The organism is Spiribacter halobius (assembly GCF_020883455.1).
GTDB lineage: Bacteria > Pseudomonadota > Gammaproteobacteria > Nitrococcales > Nitrococcaceae > Sediminicurvatus > Sediminicurvatus halobius.
This window is the reverse complement of sequence record NZ_CP086615.1, coordinates 2,621,565-2,638,963: the sequence shown is the minus strand read 5'-3', so window position 1 is coordinate 2,638,963 and position 17,399 is coordinate 2,621,565. Positions and strand designations below refer to the sequence as shown.

Genomic DNA, 17,399 nt, shown 5'->3' with positions numbered 1-17,399 from the left:
GCATGCGGCGCCCTGGCGACCATCCTGCGCCCGCGCGGGACTCAAAACCAGTCACCGCGGAATCGACTCGCCGGTCCCTCTGCGAGCCCGCATATGTCACCGATTCACGGCTGCGGGCTCGGCGCTGTCAGCGCGGGTATGCCGCACCCCAGTAGTTGAAGCCGGCGAACCGCGGGGTCTTCGGCAGGTAGCCGGAGTCCATGCGGTCGATGGCGAAGCCCGTGTCCGTGATGAGCTGCGGGATGGCGCGATTGAGGTTGCAGCCGCCGGCGAGCCTGCGCCAGACGGGATTGATGCGCTCCTGCCAGCGGCGCACGCCCGCATCCGGCGCGCTGCCGTGCTCGCAGAAAAGCAGCTGGCCGCCGGGCTTCAGTACCCGCCGCATCTGCCCGAGCGCCCGCTGCCAGTCCGGGATCGTGCACAGCGTATAGGTGATGACTACCGTGTCGGCGCTGTCATCCTCCAGCGGGATCTCCTCGCCGGGCAGCTCCAGCCACCGCAGCTCGAAGGGGACGCGGGCCGCATTCGCCCGCGCCTTGCGGCGCATCCCCTCCGACGGCTCGAGCCCCCACACCAGCTCCACCCGGCCCGGATCGTAGTAGGGCAGGTTGAGCCCCGAGCCCATGCCGACCTCCAGTACCCGGCCCGACGCCTGCGGCACCACCTTCGCCCGCTGCTGCTCCACCACCCGGTTGCCGCAGGCGAGGTGGAGCAGGTGCGGCAGGATGCGGTCTTCGTAGAAAGCCATCGATGGTATTTGGTGTGCGACGAAGTCATGTGCGGGGTGATGACCGGCCCGCGGGTACCACTCAGAACTCCAGGCGGACCCCTGCTGACACGCTGTACTCGGTGACGTCCTCCCTTCCGAGCACGGATTCGGCGAAGATGAACGCCGAGCGCCCCTGTGCGAACTGCGCGGACAGGCCGGCGCCGGCGTTGATGTAGTCGCGGTCGGGCGAATCGGAGCGGATGCGGAACGTGGTGCTCGTCGGATCGTTCACGAAGCGCGCGGCGAGGTCGCGCTCGTCGTCCGCAAACTGGTGTTCCCAGCCCAGGCGCGCGGTCGGCAGGATCACGCCGACGCGCGTCGAGATGGCATAGGTCGCCTGCACGGCAAGCTCGGTGATAAACGACTCGATGCGCTGGTCATCGATCTCGAGCAGGCTGCCGGAACCGGTCGCCCCCGGGGCCGACGGCGTCTCGCGGTAGCCGTCCACGTCGGCCTCCAGGTACACGGCGCGCGCCTGGAAGCCGAAGGTCCACGGGCCGCGGGCCAGGTCGTAGCCGCCGTCCAGGCTTACCGCGACCTGGTCGCCGTCCGGCTCGCCCTCGGCGGAGATCGGGCCGCCGCTGGTATCCACCCGGCGTTTCGTGTCGTACTCGTTCACGCCGTAGGAGACGATTGCGTCGAAATAGAGGCCTTGCGCCTGATACCACGTCCCATAGAGCGACGCGGTGTAGCCCTCGGTATCGATGCCGCCGGAATCGCTGCTCAGCGAGGTGTCGGTGCGGCTGTAGCCGAGCGAGCCGCCGAGCACGACCTGGTCGGTCAGCCGGTAGTCCGCACCGCCGGTTATGCCCCAGGCGTCTGCGTCGAAGCCGGACTCGCGGGTCGTTCGATCACGCTCGCTACGGGTGATGTTCCCGTTGAGGTACAGACCCCAGCGCGCGAAATCCGCGCCTATCTCCTCCTCGCCGTCAGCATTGACGCCAAGCACCCCCTCGGCGGCGCTGGCCAGCATCAGCGGCGGAACCCGCTCGCCGTCGACGGCCACGTTCAGCCCGGTCAGATCGATTCCGCTGCTGCCGCCCCGCAGCTGGGTCAGGCGCTCGTCGACGTTGGCCAGCTGCTCCCGCGTGGTGGTGGTCCCCAGGCGGCCCTGGGCGAAGACCTCTTCCTCGGCGAGCTGGCTGAGGAGGGCGCCCGTCTCGGCGGGCGTTTCCGCTCCCTCTACGGTGCTGCAGGTGGCGAGAAGGTCCTCCTCGCCGGACGTTATTACCTCCTGCTGCTGCCTCTCCTCAAGGGCAGGGCAGGTGGCGTTCAGCGCCTCCGCCACCGAACGCTGTGTATCCGTGATGCCCTCGGTCGAAATCTGGGCGTGGGCGCCGGATACCGCCATGCCGGCGAGGAGGGCCGCGATCTTTATGGCCGCCGATGAACGCCGGCTCATGTGCGGGACTGGCGGGTGCCGATGGCCAGCAGAACGATTGCCCTTCATGGGAGGGTCCCCCGGGGCCAGTATGTTCTTGTGTTGCGCCCCGGCGCCCCTGGCCGAAGGAAGTAGGCCAGGCGCGCCGATGCTGTGCCGTAACCCTGCTCGTTGCCTCAAGTATTGATCGATCCGCCCGGGAGTCAACCGCACCGCGCATTTGCGGCTGACGCCGTTCATCGGCATTCGCACCGCCCAGGAGTCTTCGCCGTAGAACGTCTCCCGGCTGCGGCGCCCCCACTGCGGCCGCTTTGGTAATGCTACGGCGCTCCGGCACGCGTCGGCGCCCGCAGCGGAACGTTGCCTCCGGCGCCGTCGGCGGTGTCCCGCCACAGCTCGCCGTCGCGGAACTCCCGGGCGTGGACGGCCTCCGGGGTCGCGAAGGGCAGCGACGTCGGGTCGTCGTAGCTGCTGCCCTCCTGGCCGGCGATGGGCCGCTCGGGGTCGTAGACGTCCGGTGTCACACGCACATCCGGTGGCAGGCAGATGCTGCCGTCGGCGCGTTCGCGGGGGCGCGTCGCATCCAGCGTCAGCAGACGCTGAAAACCGACGACGCGGGTTCCCGGCATCCAGGTGCTGATGGCCTCGAAGAGGACGCGCCCGGATGTACCGGCAGCCGCGCTGCAGGCCAGGAAGACGACCAGCGGTGACGGTGCGGCAGCCCCCTGGTTGCGGTGCAGGGCCGCATTCATGCCGCGCAGGGCGGGCCCGTGGCTGGACAGATTGGCGATCGTGAGCAGGCCGCTTGCTCTCGAGAGCACGCGCAGCGCGCCGGGCCGGCCGTGGCATAGCACGCCCAGCAGACCGACCGGCTCACCGTTCCCACCGCTCAATACGTCCAGGCGGCGCACGAGATCGGCGAGATCGTCGAACCCCACGCTACGATCCCAGCGCAGCATGCCGGCGCGCAGCGGTACCACGCTGTCACCGGCATTGCCCGACGGGCAGGCGGGTGCGTTCGCGCTGTAGAAGTCCGGATCGAAGTAGCTGTAGATGTGGCGCCTGGTCACGGCAGCGCATCTCCCGCCCGCGTTGCCACTCGCGCTTGCAGCCCAGTATAGGCAGCGCGCCGCCGCACTGGCACGGGTGATGGGCACGTCTAGACTTGCAGGGACCGGCGCCAGAGCGCGCCGCGCGAGCCGCCAACCTGCACCGCGGAGGGCCGATGCCGGTATGAGCACGCCAGCACGGGACGTCACCCTGGCAGGCGCTCTCGGGGACCGCCTGATCGTACGACGCCTCTCCGGGACGGAGCAGCTGGGCCGCCCGTTCGAGTACACGGTGGAGTTGCTTGGTACGGACGAGGCGCTCGCGTTCCCGGACGTGCTCGGCCAGCCTCTGACCGTGCGCATGAGCCTGCCCGATGGCGGCGCGCGGTTCTTCAACGGGTTCGTCACCCGCTTCGCACAGCTCGGGCGCTCCGGGCGCCATGCGCTGTTCCAGGCGCATCTCCGCCCGTGGCTCTGGTACCTCAGCCGCTGCTCCGACTGCCGGATCTTCCAGGAGCGCAGCGTGCCGGAGATCGTCCAGGCGGTGTTCCGGGAGCACGGCTTCAGCGACTTCGAGGATTCGCTCAGCGGCTCGTATGACAGCCGCGAGTACTGCGTGCAGTACCGCGAGAGCGACCTTCAGTTCGTCAGTCGGCTGCTGGAGGAGGAAGGCATCTATTTCTTCTTCCGGCACGAGGAGGACAGGCACACGCTCGTGATGGCCGACGACTATGCGGCACACGCGGCACCGGAGGGCTACGAGGAGGTTCCCTACTACCCGCCCGGCAACGAGGCCGGGCGCGAGCGCGACCACATCTCCGACTGGCTGCTCACCCAGGAGATCCAGCCCGAGCTGTACGCCCTGCGCGACTTCGACTTCGAGAAGCCGCGCGCAAACCTCGAGGCGAAGGGCGCGATCGAGCGCCAGCACTCTGCGGAGAGCTACGAAGTGTACGACTACCCGGGCGGGTACCGCGAGAAGAGCGCCGGCGAGCGCTACGCCCGCGTGCGCGTGGAGGAGCAGCAGGCGCGCTTCGAGCGGGTCCGGGGCACGGGGAACGTGCGCGGCCTCGGCGCCGGAGCGCTGTTCCGGTTGCGGGGCTACCCCCGGGACGACCAGAACCGCGAGTACCTGGTGACGGGGGCGAGCTTCGAGATCGACGCCAATCCCCTCGAGACGCGCGAGGTGGGCGAGGGCACGGCATTCTCCTGCGCGTTCACCGCCATGGACAGCCAGGAGCCGTTCCGGCCGGTGCGCTCCACGCCCAGGCCCGTGGTCCAGGGTCCGCAGACGGCGGTGGTCGTCGGCCAGAGTGGCCAGGACATCTGGACCGACAAGTACGGCCGCGTGAAGGTGCAGTTCCACTGGGACCGGGAAGGCTCCAGCGACGAGAACAGCTCGTGCTGGGTGCGCGTCTCGCAGAACTGGGCCGGCAGGAACTGGGGCGGCATGTTCCTGCCTCACATCGGCCACGAGGTGCTCGTCAGCTTCCTGGAGGGCGATCCGGACCGGCCGATCATCACCGGGCGGGTCTACAACGCGGACAACATGCCGCCGGAGGATCTGCCGTCGCACAAGACGAAGAGCATCATCCGCGATTACGGCGACAACGAGATGGTCTGGGAGGGCAAGGAAGGCGAGCAGTTCATCCGGATCAACCAGAAGTGCGGCAATCAGCTGATAATGAACGGAAAGCCTGGCGAGGAAAGCGTTTCATTGAGCGACAAGTTCGGAAATCTGCTGCTCATGGATGCGGTCGGCAGGATGATCGCGCTGCGCTCGCCGAGCAAGAGCTCAGGCCTGGTGCTGGGCAAGAGCAAGCACGAGTTCACCGAGAGCGATTCCTTCTCGGTGACCGGCGGCATGACCGGTGATGTCTTCATGGGCAGTACGAGCACAGCGCTGATCGGATCCAAGCTCATCACCACGCTTGGCCACAGCATGAGCGTTTCGGTCGGCAGCGCCTCCAGCCTGTCCTTCGGACACACGCTGGAATACGCCAATGCGACCAAGGTAACCCTCGGGAAGTCCTCCTCGTATTCCAAGACCTCGAAGAACAACACCCTCGCGGCGGAGAATGATGTCACCCTCGATGCCAGCGACACCGTCTGGATCCTCGGTGGCAGTAACGACCAGTCCATCGTGAAGGCTGATCGTGATGAGCTCATGCTGAGCTACTACTCCGGCTCCGCGGGTCGCGACTCGGTAAGCACGCCCGGGTGGAGGAGCCTGACCGGCTCTTCGCTGGGCCTGGCGGCACACCTCGTCGCCCAGGGCAGGCAGTACATGCTCGATCATGGCGACGATGCGGTGGATCCGATCAAGAAGGGCGAGGCACCGAGTCCCTGGGCGGGCACCTGTGCCATGGTCGAGGCGGGTGGCTCCGGGCTTGCCGGGCTGGTGGGCGGCTTCGCAGCCTGGGCGCTTGGTGCCCATGAGGCGAGGGCGAAGGACAAGGCCGCGGAGCAGAACCACGATGCGATCTCAATGCATCGATCGCCCGAAGCGAACATGCGGCTTTCCAAGCAGGGAGTGAAGATCACCGCGAATAACGGCAAGTCCAGGATATCGATCGATGACAAGGATCACCTGGAGGTGAACGCAAAAGGAAAAGTGGATATTTACAGTCAGGATCAGGATATTCTTCTGGCGGCTCGTGGCGAGGTGGTTTTTCAAACCGAGACAACGACCTGGAAGAAAGGGGTGATCAGGCACAAGAACTTCCAGGTGGATTGAATTCCTCGCGCGTCACCGTGGCGAGAGAACATGGACCTCGAAGACTTCTCCGGATTCACCGTCGCTTCCGTGGTGTCGGGTCAGGCGCGCGGCCAGGGCTACCGGCTGACCGTGCTTGTGAAGGCCGGGTTTGCGCTGCGGCCGGACGGCCGCGTCGAGCCGCTGGAAGGCCAGCCGTTGCTGGAGGGCGACCGGCCCTTGCTGCAGGGGTGGGCCGACCACACGGCGCTTGAGCACCCATCCGATGCTGTTCCCTGGAAACCGCGAGCAGACGTTCTGCTCCGCGGCACCGCCCATGCGCCCCGGACAGGCCGGCCGCGACCGGCGATGCGCGTGGGCATTCGCGTGGGAGAGCTTGCCAAGACCCTGGCCGTATTCGGTCCGCGCCGTTTTCGTGGTGGACTGCTCGGCACATCCATCTCCGAGCCGGAGCCCGTTAACGAGGTCGCGCTGACCTACGAGAATGCGTACGGCGGCGAGGGGGATCCGCGCAACCCGGTCGGCAAGGGGCGCAACGGCGACGAGCTGCCGAACATCGAGTACCTGGACCAGCTGATCCAGGGGCGGGGCGACCGCCCCGACCCGGCAGGGTTCGGGCCGCTGTCTCCCAACTGGGAGCCGCGTCGGGGGATGGTGGGCAGCTACGGGGGCGACTATCTCGAGCGCCGCTGGCCGGGTTTCCCCGACGACTTCGACTGGTCGTACTTCAACGCCGCACCGCGCGACCAGCAGGTGGACGGCTATCTCCGCGGGGATGAGGCGGTGTCGCTGGAAGGTCTGCATCCGGACCATGGGCTGATCCGCACGCAGCTCCCGGGAATCCGTGTTGTCTGCATCCGTGAGGACCACGACGGCCGCGTCGAGCGGCTGCCCATGAACCTGGACACGCTCTGGATCGACGCCGACGCGGGGGAGATCCACCTGGTCTGGCGGGGCGTGACCGCCGTCGAGACCTTCGAGGCCATGGAGATCCGTCGGCTGGGGATACTGGACGAGCGCCTCGAGGCGCCTGTGCGGCAGGCGTCCGAGTACAGGCAGCAGTTGCAGGCGCTGATCGACGCACGCGACACGGAATTCGAGGAGGAACTGCCCGCTGTAGAGGACACCGCGGCGGACGAGCCGGCGCGGTCCGCGGACACAGGCGCCGCGCCGGCCGCGGAGCCTGTGGAGGCAGAGGACCCTTTCCCCCCTGAGCTCGCGGAGCAGCTCGAGGCACTCAGACAGCCCCAGGAGGCGGCCGAAGCCGCCCCGGCCGAGGCTCCTGCGCTGTCGCCGGAGGTCGAGGCCGAGGCGCAGCGAATCCTGGGCGAGATCGAGGCGCGGGAGAAGGCGGAGGCGGAGGAGCAGCAGGCGGAGGAGTGGACACGGGAGCGGGTGATCGCCGCCGCCGCGGAGGGTGAGAGCCTGGCCGGGGCGGACCTCGGCGGGCTGGATCTTTCCCGGCACCGCTTCGGGGCGGCGGACTTTCGGGGCGCGCGCCTCGGCGGCACGGATTTCACCGGATCGGAGCTCACCGGCGCCTGCTTCCGGGACTGCCTCATGGACGGGGCGCGGCTGGATGGTGGGCTGCTCGCCCGGGCTGATCTGGGCGGCGCGCAACTGGACGGCGCCTCGCTGCTGCACGCGGACCTCTCCGGTGCGGTGCTGCAGGCGGCGCGGCTGTCCGGCGCAACGCTGGACGATGCGGACCTGACGGCAGCGGACTGTGCGCTGGCGACGTTCGCCCGTGCCTCCCTCGTCGGAGCCTCCCTGGCACGCGCCCGCCTGGCGGAGGCCGACCTGAGCACGGCGCGCCTGGATCGGGCGCGGCTCGGCGGCTGCCAGGCAGGGAAGGCGGTGCTCGCAGGCGCGTTTCTCGGCGATGCGGACCTGCGCGGCGCGGACCTGCAGGAAGCGACGCTCGCTGAAGCCAGCCTCCCGCACGCGCAGCTCGAGAACGCGAACCTCGCCGGCGCGGACCTCGCTTCGGCGTTCCTGCGGGACGCGGTGCTGCGGGAGGCGATACTGACCGGGGCGGACTTCGGCGGTGCCGACCTGCGCGGCGCCATCCTGGAGCGCGTGAGCGCGGCCGACGCGGACTTCACCGGTGCGCGGATGGAAGGGTGCTCGTTCCGCGCGGCGATGCTGTCCGGCGCCTGGCTGTCGTCGGCGGCCCTGGACGGCGCCGACTTCCAGGGCAGCGATTGCACGGACCTGCAGCTGGACGGCACCTCGTTGCGGAGGGCGCGCTTCCCCGACGCCGACATCACCACGCTGCGCGGCTCTGCCGGCGCGGACTTCAGCGACGCCGACTTCCGCGGCAGCCATGGCCGGGAGGCCGTCTTCGAGGGCTGCGTGCTGGACGGGGCGGACTTCTCCTGCGCCGATCTGGAGGGCGCCAACTTCATCCACTGCTCCGCCGTGGATGCGGACTTCACCGCGGCCGACATGCCATTCGCGCGCTTCACCCTCGCGCGCTGCCGGGGTGCCCGGTTCGATTCCGCGAACCTCTTCGAAGGCTCCCTCGAGGGGGCGGACCTGACGGGCGCCTACATCAACGGTGCCAATTTCTATGGGGTCGAGCTCCTCGACGCGACGCTGAAGGCAGCGGAGGCGGAGGGCACGAACCTGCTCATGACCAAGCTGGGCCCCTGATGTCGGCGGCAGGCGGGCGGCGTGAAGGGCCAATGACGCGCGACGAGGTGCTCGCACGGGTACGGCGTGGCGAGAGCTTCGAGGGCGAGCAGCTGGAGGACCTGGACCTCTCCGGCGCCGACCTGGGCAACGCTCGCTTCGAGCGAGCGCTGCTGCAGCGGGTGCGCCTGCGTGGCGCCCGTCTGCATGAGGCCGACTTCCGCTCCGCCATGCTCATCGACGTCGACCTCTCCGAGAGCGCCTGCCCGGGGGCAGCCTTTGCCGAGGCGCTGCTGATCAACTGCGACTGCCGCGGCGCCGACCTTGCGGGGGCGAGCCTCGAGCGCGTGCGGGCGCACACCGATCCGGTCTCCCGGGATCTCTCCCGGCTGGTCCGGGAGGGGCTGGATCGGGGCATGGACGGAGAGGCGCTTGCCGAGCAGCTGCTCTCCCTGGTGGACGACGAGACCCACGGCGAGCTGAGCTTCCGCGGCGCGCACATGCAGGGCTGTGACCTGCGCCGCGCCAGCTTCACGAACGCAGGCTTCGAGGCGGCCGTGCTGGTGGGTGCGGACCTTGGCGCAGCAAACTTCGAGCAGTGCCGTCTCACCGGCGCCGACTGTTCGCGGGCCGGGTTCCGGGACACCGTGCTGGAGCGGTGCCGCCTCGATCGGGTCGTGCTGGAGAGCGCCGCCCTCGCCGGTACCGTGCTGCGGGAGTCCGAGCTCGCGGAGGTGCGCTGGGGCCAGGCGCGGCTGGACGGTGTGCGGTTCCGCGGCATCGATTTCACCGGGTTCACCGGACTGCCGGCGGCGTGGCGCGGCTGCCGCTTCGAGCGCTGCACGCTGACGGCCATGGATCTGAGCGGCGCCGACCTCGGCGTGGCCGCATTCGATGCCTGCGCGCTGGAGGGCCTGGAGCTGTCCGGCGCGGACTGCAGCGGCGCGGAGTTCGCGGACTGCGCTCTCGCCGGCGCGCGCTTCGGGGAAGCCGACCTGCGTGGTGCCACCTTCCGGGGCTGCGATCTCGCCCGGATACGGCTCGCGGGCGCGCGCCTCGGGGACAACGTGTTTCACGACTGCCGACTGCCCGGCGCCGACTTCCGCGGCCTCCATCTCGTCGCGGCCGACTTCTCCGGTACGGTCCTGGACGATGCGCTGCTGACCGGGTGCGACCTCACCGACACCGCCTTCTCGCAGGCTCGGCTGGTGCGGGCAGTGCTCTCCGGGGCCACGCTGACGAACACCGACTTCACGGCCGCGGACCTGCAGGGCGCGGATCTGCGGGGGGCACGGCTGGACTTCTGCGAGCTCCAGGAGACCCGCCTCAGGGACGCCGACCTGACCGCCGCCCGGTTCGAGGCGACAGACCTCTCAGGGATGGACCTGCGGACGTGGATCCGGGGGGAGAACCGCTTCATTCTCTGCGCCCTCAAGGGGGCCTGCCTTGCCGGGCTGGACCTCTCCGGCGACGAGCTCACGGACTGCGACCTCGAGGGCGCGGATCTGCGCGAGACGCATCTCGGCGGCGCGATCCTGACCCGGGTGAACTTCACCGCCGCCGACCTGACCGGGGCGGTGCTGGCGGGTGCCGAGGCCACCGCGGCCGATTTCGTCGACTGCAACCTCAGCGGGGCGGATCTGCGCGGGCTGCAGGCGCCGATGGCCCGCTTCGTCGGGGCGTGCCTCGAGCTCACGGTACTGGCCGACGCGGACCTCGCGCGGGCGGAGCTCACCGGTGCCCGCTGCAGCCGCGCGGACTTCACCGGGGTCCACGCGCCCTTCAGCGTCTTCGCCCGGGCCGACTGCCGGCACGCCGACTTCACCGACGCCAACCTGCAGCAGGCGGTACTGCATTGTATCGACGACCGGGGCGCGATCTGGAAGGGGGCGCGCCTGAAAGGCGTTGAGCGCACGGACCCGGACCGGGCCGCCGCCGAGACCTGGCAACCGCCGAGACCCTGAAAGGAGAGCTAGCCATGCCACTCGAAGAATGCCTGGCCGAAGCCGTCAGCGCCGGCTCCCGCTATCTGGGGCCGGCGCGCGTGGTCGCCCGCGACGGGGAGCTTGCGGTGGTCGAGCTGGAGCGGTCGCGGTACCCGGCGATCCCCGCCGTGCACGGCTACCGCCCTGCGGTTGGCGACCGAACGCTGGTGATCGGTGACGAGGGCGGTGCGCTCTACATTATCGGCGTCCTGGAAACCGCCCGCCGCGGGCTGCGGCTCAGCGTCGACGACGGCGACCTGGAGCTGGTCACGACCAGGGGCAAGGCCCGGATCGTTGCCGCCGGCGGCATCGAGCTCACCAGTGCCCTGGCGGTGGAGATCCGCAGCCGGCTCGGGGTCGTGCTGTCGGTGCTGGGGCGGGCGGGCCGGCTGCTGCCCCGGCTGAGCATCGGGCCCAGCCGCACCGAGCTGCGCAACACCGAGCTGCACCTGGAATCGGAGGTGGCGCGGCAGACCTCCCGCCATGCCCACGTGCAGGCGGATCACCTCGGCGTGCATGCGCGCGAGCTCGAGGCCGGAACCGGCACCGCCCGCCTGAGCGCCGACACCGTGCTCAGCCGGGTGTCCAGTGTCTACACGCGCGTCTCCGGGCTCTGGCAGCTCGCGGCGGGGCGCGCGCGTACCGTGGTCCGCGGGACATCGCTGCACAAGGCGGAACGCATCCATTCCAAGGCGGACCGGGACGTCAAGGTCAAGGCCGAGCAGATTCATCTCGGCTAGCATCGCGCGGAGGTTCAGCCATGATGCCAGGGTCCACCAAGCAGGGCGGCAATTGCTTCGCGTTTCCGGATGTCTGCAAGACGCCCGCGCCGCCGTCGCCCTCGCCCGTGCCGGTACCGTATCCGAACACCGGCATGGTGATGCAGGCCAGCAAGACCAGCAGCAAGGTCAAGTTCTGCAACAAGGCGGTATGCACGAAGAAGTCCGAGATGTCCCGCTCACAGGGCGACGAGCCGGGGACGCTCGGCGGCGTGATGTCGAACGTGAACATGAGCAAGGTGAGCTACAAGAAGTGCAGCTCCAAGGTGAAGGTGGAAGGCCAGCAGGTGGCGCACCATCTCAGCATGACCGGGCAGAACGGCAACAACGCCAACATGCCCGCCGGCAGCCAGGTATCGCCGAGCCAGGTCAAGGTGCGGGTGATGCCGTAGCGCTGGCGCCGCCATTGCGCAGACGCGCGATCGCCTCGGCATGGCGGTGGAAGAACCGTTCCCGGTCGGCGGCGGCGAGCCGGCCGGGGTCGGGGAGCAGCGCGCGTGTCACCGCCTCCAGGTGCACGAGCACCGACGCGGGCTGGTAGACGGCCCGCAGGCCGGCGGCCGCGGCCTTGAAGCAGAGATCGAGGTCGTTGTAGACGATGCGGTAGCCCGGATCCGGGTCGAAGAGCTCCCGGCGGCAGAGCATGCAGGCCGACGAGACTCCCAGCCCGAGACGGCGCTGGTTGAAGCGCGGCTCGTCGGCGCAGCCCTCGCCGAGGTGGAAGAAGGCACCATCACCCTGCGGCGTGAAGCCCCAGCCGGCGAACTGCACCGTCGTGCCGTCGGGGCGCTTGAGCTTGGCGCCGGCAACGCCCACCTCCGGATCCGTCATCTCCGCGAGCAGGACGTCCAGCCAGTCGCCGCTCGCGACCGGGACGACGTCGTTATGCAGGACGGCCACGAAGGCGCGGTCGCAGTGCGGCACGGCGGCGGCCAGTGCGGCGCCGAGGCCGTCGTTGCGCTCGCGGCGCAGCAGCAGGCCGCCGCTCGCCTCGGCGAGCTCGCCGCCGGCGCCCTGGTCCTCGTCGGAGCCATTGTCGACGAGGATGATCCGCACCTGCGGATTGAGCTCCCGCAGTGCCGCCAGGCAGTCCCGCGTCTGCTGCGCGCGATTGTAGGCCGCGATCACCGCACAGACCTGATCCTGGTCAGGCGCATGGTCGAGCCAGCGATGCCGCGGCGGTCGCGGTGCCGGCCGGTGTCGGAGCACCGCGTCCACCCGTTCCTGCCAGGCTCGCGGGTCCGTCCAGCCGCGGCTCGTCTCCAGCGCGCGCTGGCTGAGCATCGACCAGGCGGACGGCGCGCGGATCATCTTCGCGGTCAGCTCCACGCATTGCGCGCCGGATTCCACGAGAAAGCCGTTGTAGCCGTGGCTGACGAACTCCGGTGCGGCACCGTGGCCGACCGCCAGCGGCACCGCCCCCGTGGCTGCCGCCTCGATCAGCGCCAGGGGGAATGCGCCCTCGGCACCGGGGTAGCCCGGCTGGTTGAGACCTTCGAGATCCCAGTAGATTGCGGCGAGGGCGCGATAGGCATCCAGCGTCGCCTGGTCGGCATTGGGCACGATCCGGACGTTCAGGCCCGCGGCGGCCTGCTGGATCCGGTCCAGGTAGGGGCCGTTGCCGGGCACCAGGCCGCCCACGAGCACCAGCTGCCAGTCCTCGATGCCGGATTCGCAGAGCTCGCGGAACTGCCGTACTGCCTGCAGGTGGCCGTGATCCAGCAGCGGCCCGGGTGCGGTGAAGCGCCCGACGCTGAGGATGATGCGCTCCTTCGTCAGCACGGTGGCCGGGGCATCGACGCCAGGGTAGAGCCGGGTCGCGACACGCTCCCAGAGGCGCTCGACCGCGGCGACCACGTGATCACTCATGCCGAGGATCTCGAACCCGGGGGCGGGCACGTTGTTGACGTGGGGCGCGGCGACCCAGGCCAGGTTGCGACGGGCGAGGGGCTCCGCGTAGCTCAGCGGATCGACGTTGCAGAGCAGCCCGTAGCCGCGCTCCATCCCGGGCTCGTACGGGAGGATGCGCAGATCGCCGGCCCACTCGGCCACCTGGGGAGAGACCGGGCCGCCGGTCGCCAGATCAGTGGGCAGGATACGCTCCAGGGCGCGGGTGAGGGCGACCGCGCAGCGTGCATCGCGGCCCATGCTGAGCAGCTGGCCGCTGTAGACCAGGGCACGCTCTGCGCTGTCGTCTCCGGAGGGGGTTTCCGATTGCGACATTGAACCGAATTCCGCCGCGTCACGTCACGCCCGCCGGCGGGCACACGACCCGATCGAAGCATGACGATCCGCGGTCGGCAAGCCCGGCCCGCGACATTTCGCTTAGTTCCCATGCGTTGACTACACTTCTAGCGCCGAATGACACGAGACTCCGTTTCGGGCCGTCTTTCCCCGAGGGGGCGGGCATGGAGTTGGAGCGATTCGTCGGGGAGATCCCCGAGCATCCGCCCGCCGGAATCGATCTGGACGATTCCGGCGAGCTGGTGCAGCTCGATCTGCTGGCGCGCTGGTCCGACACGGAGAACGAGCCGGACTGGTCCGCGCTCGGTGAGGCCGCGGCCGGCGCGCTGGAGCGCAGCCGCGATCTGCGGGCGCTCGTCTACCTCGCCGGCGCGCTGCTCAACACCGAGGGGGTGCGCTCCTTCTGCGACGCCCTCGCTCTCCTGCGACGGTACCTCGAAGAGCACTGGGACGAGGTCTACCCCCGGCTCGATGGCGAGGACGCCGTCGAGCGCTCCAGCGCGGTGTTAAATCTCGTTAACTATCACCGCATCATCCGGCCGTTGCGACGGGCTGCCCTGGTCGAGGACCGCGCGGCGGGGCGTTTCAGCCTCGAGGACATCCAGATCGCGCAGGGCAAGGTCGAGCCACCTGCCGACTACGACGGCGAGCCGCCCCAGGAAGCGCTGGTCCTGGCGGCATTCCAGGCAATGGATGGGGCGGAGCTGGAGGCTCTCGACAGCGCGCTGGCGCGAGCGATACCGGATCTGGACGCCATCGGGGAGATCTTCACCGAGCGCGCCGGCGCCACCGCCTCGCCCGATCTGGGTCGCCTGCGGGCGACCCTCGCGGAAATGCACGCTTACACGAGCGCCCGCCTCGGCGAGCGCAGTGACGCCGGTGCGACACCGGAGCCCGGCAGTGCCGGCGCGGCCGCCGCCCAGGAGCTGTCGGCGCCGGTGCCGGCGCAGGGCGCGGACGGGAGGACCGCGATCCGTAGCCGCCAGGAGGCGGTCCACGTCCTCGATCGCGTCATTGAGTACTTCCGCGTCAACGAGCCGTCCAGCCCCGTGCCACTGCTGCTCGAACGGGCGAAACACCTCGTGGACCTGGACTTCATGGGGATTATCGAGGACATCGCCCCGGATGCCGTCGCCCAGGCGCGGGCGATCCGCGGGAAAGCGGGGCAGGAGTGACCATGCCATCGCGTGCCGGGAAACCGATCGGAGCTGTAATGCCAAGCTGGAGGTAAGCCGTGGCCAAGCCAAGCTCTCAGAAATTCATCGGCCGCAATCGGCCGCCGCGCGTGCAGATCGAGTACGACACGGAGATCTACGGCGCCGAGAAGAAGGTGCAGCTGCCCTTCGTAATGGGTGTGCTCTCGGACCTGGCCGGCGACAGCCAGGAGTCGCTGCCGCCGCCTGATCAGCGCAAGTTCCTGGAGATCGACGTCGACAATTTCGACAGTCGCATGAAGGCATTGCAGCCGTCGCTGCACTACGCTGTGGAAAACAAGCTCACCGGCGAGGGGAGGCTCGAGGTGGACCTCACCTTCGAGAGCATGGAGGACTTCTCCCCGGCCTCGGTGGCGCGGCAGATCGAGCCGTTGCGGCGCCTGCTCGAGGCCCGCCAGCAGCTCGCCAATCTGGTGACGTACATGGACGGGAAGTCGGGTGCCGAGGAGCTGATCGCCCGGGTGCTGAATGACCCGTCGCTACTGGAGTCGCTGGCCGCCAAGCCGAGCGAACAGAGCGAGAAGCAGAGCGAGGAGTAAGCCGTGGCAGAGTCAGAGAAGGAAGCCCAGGAACAGGGGGCGGCGGCCGAGGCGCTGTCGGCGGACGACTTCGCGCAGCTGCTCCAGAAGGAGTTCCGGCCCAAGTCGGACCGGGCGCGCGAGGAGGTCGAGACGGCCGTCCAGACGCTGGCCGAGCAGGCCCTGCGGGAAACCACCGTCATCTCCGATGACGTCATCAGCACGGTCAACGCGATTATCGCCGAGATCGACCAGAAGCTGACCGAACAGATCAACGAGGTCATCCACCACGAGAAGTTCCAGCAGCTCGAGGGTGCCTGGCGCGGGCTCAGCTACCTGGTGAACAACACCGAGTCGGACGAGATGCTCAAGATCCGTTTCATGAGCATCTCCAAGAAGGAGCTGCACAAGACGCTGCGCAAGTACAAGGGTACGGCGTGGGACCAGAGCCCGCTGTTCAAGCGCCTCTACGAAGAGGAGTACGGACAGCTCGGCGGTGAGCCCTATGGCGCCCTGATCGGTGACTATCACTTCGATCACGGGCCGCAGGACGTGGAGATGCTCTCAAGCCTGGCGCAGATCGCGTCGGCCGCACATGCGCCGTTCATCGCTGGCGCGGCGCCTTCGCTGATGCAGATGGAATCGTGGCAGGAGCTGTCCAATCCGCGTGATCTCTCGAAGATCTTCTCCACGCCCGAGTACGCTGCCTGGCGCTCGCTGCGCGAGTCCGAGGACTCCAAGTACATCGGTCTTGCCATGCCGCGCTTCCTGGCCCGGCTGCCCTACGGTGCCAAGACAGAGCCGGTGGAGGAGTTCGATTTCGAGGAGGAGGTCGCTGGCACGGATCACAACAAGTACACCTGGGCGAATTCCGCCTACGCCATGGCCGTCAACATCAACCGCTCGTTCAAGGAGTACGGATGGTGCTCGCGGATCCGCGGCGTGGAGTCGGGGGGCGCGGTGGAGTCACTGCCGGTGCACACCTTCCCCAGCGACGACGGCGGCGTGGACATGAAATGCCCGACGGAGATCGCCATCAGTGACCGGCGTGAAGCCGAGCTCGCCAAAAGCGGCCTCATGCCGCTGATCCACCGAAAGAACACCGACATCGCGGCGTTCATCGGCGCACAGTCGCTGCACAAGCCGGCCGAGTACGATGATCCCGACGCCACCGCCAACGCCCAGCTTGGTGCCCGGTTGCCGTACCTGTTCGCGACCTGCCGCTTCGCGCACTACCTGAAGTGCATCGTTCGCGACAAGGTCGGCTCGTTCCAGGAGCGCGAGGACATGCAGCGTTTCCTGCAGAACTGGATCATGCAGTACGTCACCGGGGACCCGGCCAACGCAAGCCAGGAGACCAAGGCACGGAAGCCGCTGGCAGCGGCAGAGGTACGCGTCGAGGAGGACGAAGCCAATCCCGGCTACTATCGCTCGTTCTTCTATCTGCGTCCGCACTACCAGCTCGAGGGGCTGACGGTGTCATTGCGCCTGGTTTCCAAGCTGCCTTCGGTCAAGGGCCAGTGACATTGCCCCGACGGTGCGGCGGACGACGCGCGCGTGATTGCAGGGTGATCGCAGGGGATCACGGGAACAGGGCGCGGCAGCGCAGCGGAGAAGGAGAGAAACAATGTTCGACTGCTTTCTCAAGATCGAGGGTGTGGACGGCGAATCCAAGGATGCACAGCATGCCGATGCCATCGAGGTGGTCAACTGGTCATGGGGCGCCAGTCAGCCCGGCACCATGCACAGCGGCGGGGGCGGCGGCACCGGCAAGGCGAGCTTTGGCGACATCTCGGTAGCGAAGTATGTCGACAAGGCCTCACCGACACTGTGGAAGAACCTGGCCAGCGGCAAGCACTTCGAGAGCGGCAAGCTCACGGTACGCAAGGCGGGTGGCGAGCAGCTCGAGTACCTGGTCATCGAGCTGAAGAAGATCCTGGTGGCGAGCATCAATGTCGGCGGCAACAGCGGCAATGAGGATCGCCTCATGGAGACCGTCGCGCTCAACTTCGCGGAGTTCAAGATCAGCTACACGCCGCAGAAGGACGACGGCACCGGCGACGCGGCCATCGACTTCGCCTGGAGCATCGAGGAGAACGCCGAGAAGTAG

General features: G+C 68.7%; 13 protein-coding genes. 9 read left to right on the top strand and 4 right to left on the bottom strand.

Going from position 1 to position 17,399, the window contains the following annotated elements; translation table 11 throughout:
* Window positions 1-127 precede the first annotated feature (127 nt).
* From LMH63_RS12000 to LMH63_RS11990, 3 genes are all read right to left on the bottom strand, one after another.
* On the bottom strand, window positions 128-748 hold the full coding sequence (locus LMH63_RS12000) for a class I SAM-dependent methyltransferase (RefSeq protein ID WP_109678513.1): 621 nt from the start codon (window positions 746-748) through the stop codon (window positions 128-130).
* Between the two features lie 61 nt (window positions 749-809).
* Window positions 810-2,057, bottom strand: a complete 1,248-nt coding sequence (locus LMH63_RS11995) for an autotransporter outer membrane beta-barrel domain-containing protein (protein WP_158280359.1) — start codon at window positions 2,055-2,057, stop codon at window positions 810-812.
* Window positions 2,058-2,470: 413 nt separating this feature from the next.
* Entirely contained in the window at window positions 2,471-3,220 is a 750-nt protein-coding gene (locus tag LMH63_RS11990) for a hypothetical protein (RefSeq protein ID WP_158280360.1), read from the bottom strand.
* Window positions 3,221-3,383: 163 nt separating this feature from the next.
* Here LMH63_RS11990 and LMH63_RS11985 point away from each other — a divergent pair, with 163 nt between their 5' ends.
* The 5 genes from LMH63_RS11985 to LMH63_RS11965 are packed head-to-tail and all read left to right on the top strand — an operon-like array spanning window position 3,384 to window position 11,705.
* Window positions 3,384-5,936: a type VI secretion system Vgr family protein gene (locus LMH63_RS11985; RefSeq protein ID WP_158280361.1), complete on the top strand. Its 2,553-nt coding sequence runs from the start codon at window positions 3,384-3,386 to the stop codon at window positions 5,934-5,936.
* A 30-nt stretch (window positions 5,937-5,966) separates the two neighbouring features.
* A complete protein-coding gene (locus LMH63_RS11980) occupies window positions 5,967-8,570 on the top strand; it encodes a DUF2169 family type VI secretion system accessory protein (protein WP_109678520.1) in 2,604 nt (867 codons plus the stop codon).
* 32 nt (window positions 8,571-8,602) lie between these two features.
* Window positions 8,603-10,513: a pentapeptide repeat-containing protein gene (locus tag LMH63_RS11975; RefSeq protein WP_158280362.1), complete on the top strand. Its 1,911-nt coding sequence runs from the start codon at window positions 8,603-8,605 to the stop codon at window positions 10,511-10,513.
* 14 nt (window positions 10,514-10,527) lie between these two features.
* Window positions 10,528-11,274 (top strand): DUF3540 domain-containing protein, encoded by a 747-nt coding sequence (locus LMH63_RS11970; protein ID WP_109678524.1) that lies wholly within the window; start codon window positions 10,528-10,530, stop codon window positions 11,272-11,274.
* Between the two features lie 20 nt (window positions 11,275-11,294).
* The gene (locus LMH63_RS11965; protein ID WP_109678526.1) at window positions 11,295-11,705 is read left to right on the top strand and encodes a DUF4150 domain-containing protein; all 411 of its coding nucleotides are present in this window, start codon (window positions 11,295-11,297) and stop codon (window positions 11,703-11,705) included.
* Here the strand turns inward: LMH63_RS11965 and LMH63_RS11960 are convergent.
* On the bottom strand, window positions 11,683-13,536 hold the full coding sequence (locus LMH63_RS11960) for a glycosyltransferase (protein ID WP_109678528.1): 1,854 nt from the start codon (window positions 13,534-13,536) through the stop codon (window positions 11,683-11,685). The two genes, LMH63_RS11965 and LMH63_RS11960, sit on opposite strands and share 23 nt — an antisense overlap.
* Window positions 13,537-13,721: 185 nt before the next feature.
* Between LMH63_RS11960 and tssA the strand changes: the two genes are divergently transcribed.
* The 4 genes from tssA (at window position 13,722) to LMH63_RS11940 (ending at window position 17,399) form a co-directional block, all read left to right on the top strand.
* Entirely contained in the window at window positions 13,722-14,732 is a 1,011-nt protein-coding gene (gene tssA / locus LMH63_RS11955; protein WP_109678530.1) for a type VI secretion system protein TssA, read from the top strand.
* 59 nt (window positions 14,733-14,791) lie between these two features.
* On the top strand, window positions 14,792-15,310 hold the full coding sequence (gene tssB, locus LMH63_RS11950; RefSeq protein ID WP_109678532.1) for a type VI secretion system contractile sheath small subunit: 519 nt from the start codon (window positions 14,792-14,794) through the stop codon (window positions 15,308-15,310).
* 3 nt (window positions 15,311-15,313) lie between these two features.
* On the top strand, window positions 15,314-16,813 hold the full coding sequence (gene tssC / locus LMH63_RS11945) for a type VI secretion system contractile sheath large subunit (protein WP_109678534.1): 1,500 nt from the start codon (window positions 15,314-15,316) through the stop codon (window positions 16,811-16,813).
* Window positions 16,814-16,916: 103 nt separating this feature from the next.
* Window positions 16,917-17,399 carry an Hcp family type VI secretion system effector gene (locus LMH63_RS11940; RefSeq protein ID WP_109678536.1) on the top strand — a complete coding sequence of 161 codons (483 nt, stop codon included), beginning with the start codon at window positions 16,917-16,919 and terminating at the stop codon, window positions 17,397-17,399.

What these genes read in the sequence shown, in the direction of transcription:
- LMH63_RS12000 (WP_109678513.1), bottom strand. Translation starts at nt 748, where the DNA reads ATGGCTTTCTACGAAGACCGCATCCTGCCGCACCTGCTCCACCTCGCC.
- LMH63_RS11985 (WP_158280361.1), top strand. Translation starts at nt 3,384, where the DNA reads ATGAGCACGCCAGCACGGGACGTCACCCTGGCAGGCGCTCTCGGGGAC.
- LMH63_RS11980 (WP_109678520.1), top strand. Translation starts at nt 5,967, where the DNA reads ATGGACCTCGAAGACTTCTCCGGATTCACCGTCGCTTCCGTGGTGTCG.
- LMH63_RS11975 (WP_158280362.1), top strand. Translation starts at nt 8,603, where the DNA reads ATGACGCGCGACGAGGTGCTCGCACGGGTACGGCGTGGCGAGAGCTTC.
- LMH63_RS11970 (WP_109678524.1), top strand. Translation starts at nt 10,528, where the DNA reads ATGCCACTCGAAGAATGCCTGGCCGAAGCCGTCAGCGCCGGCTCCCGC.
- LMH63_RS11965 (WP_109678526.1), top strand. Translation starts at nt 11,295, where the DNA reads ATGATGCCAGGGTCCACCAAGCAGGGCGGCAATTGCTTCGCGTTTCCG.
- LMH63_RS11960 (WP_109678528.1), bottom strand. Translation starts at nt 13,536, where the DNA reads ATGTCGCAATCGGAAACCCCCTCCGGAGACGACAGCGCAGAGCGTGCC.
- tssA (WP_109678530.1), top strand. Translation starts at nt 13,722, where the DNA reads ATGGAGTTGGAGCGATTCGTCGGGGAGATCCCCGAGCATCCGCCCGCC.
- LMH63_RS11940 (WP_109678536.1), top strand. Translation starts at nt 16,917, where the DNA reads ATGTTCGACTGCTTTCTCAAGATCGAGGGTGTGGACGGCGAATCCAAG.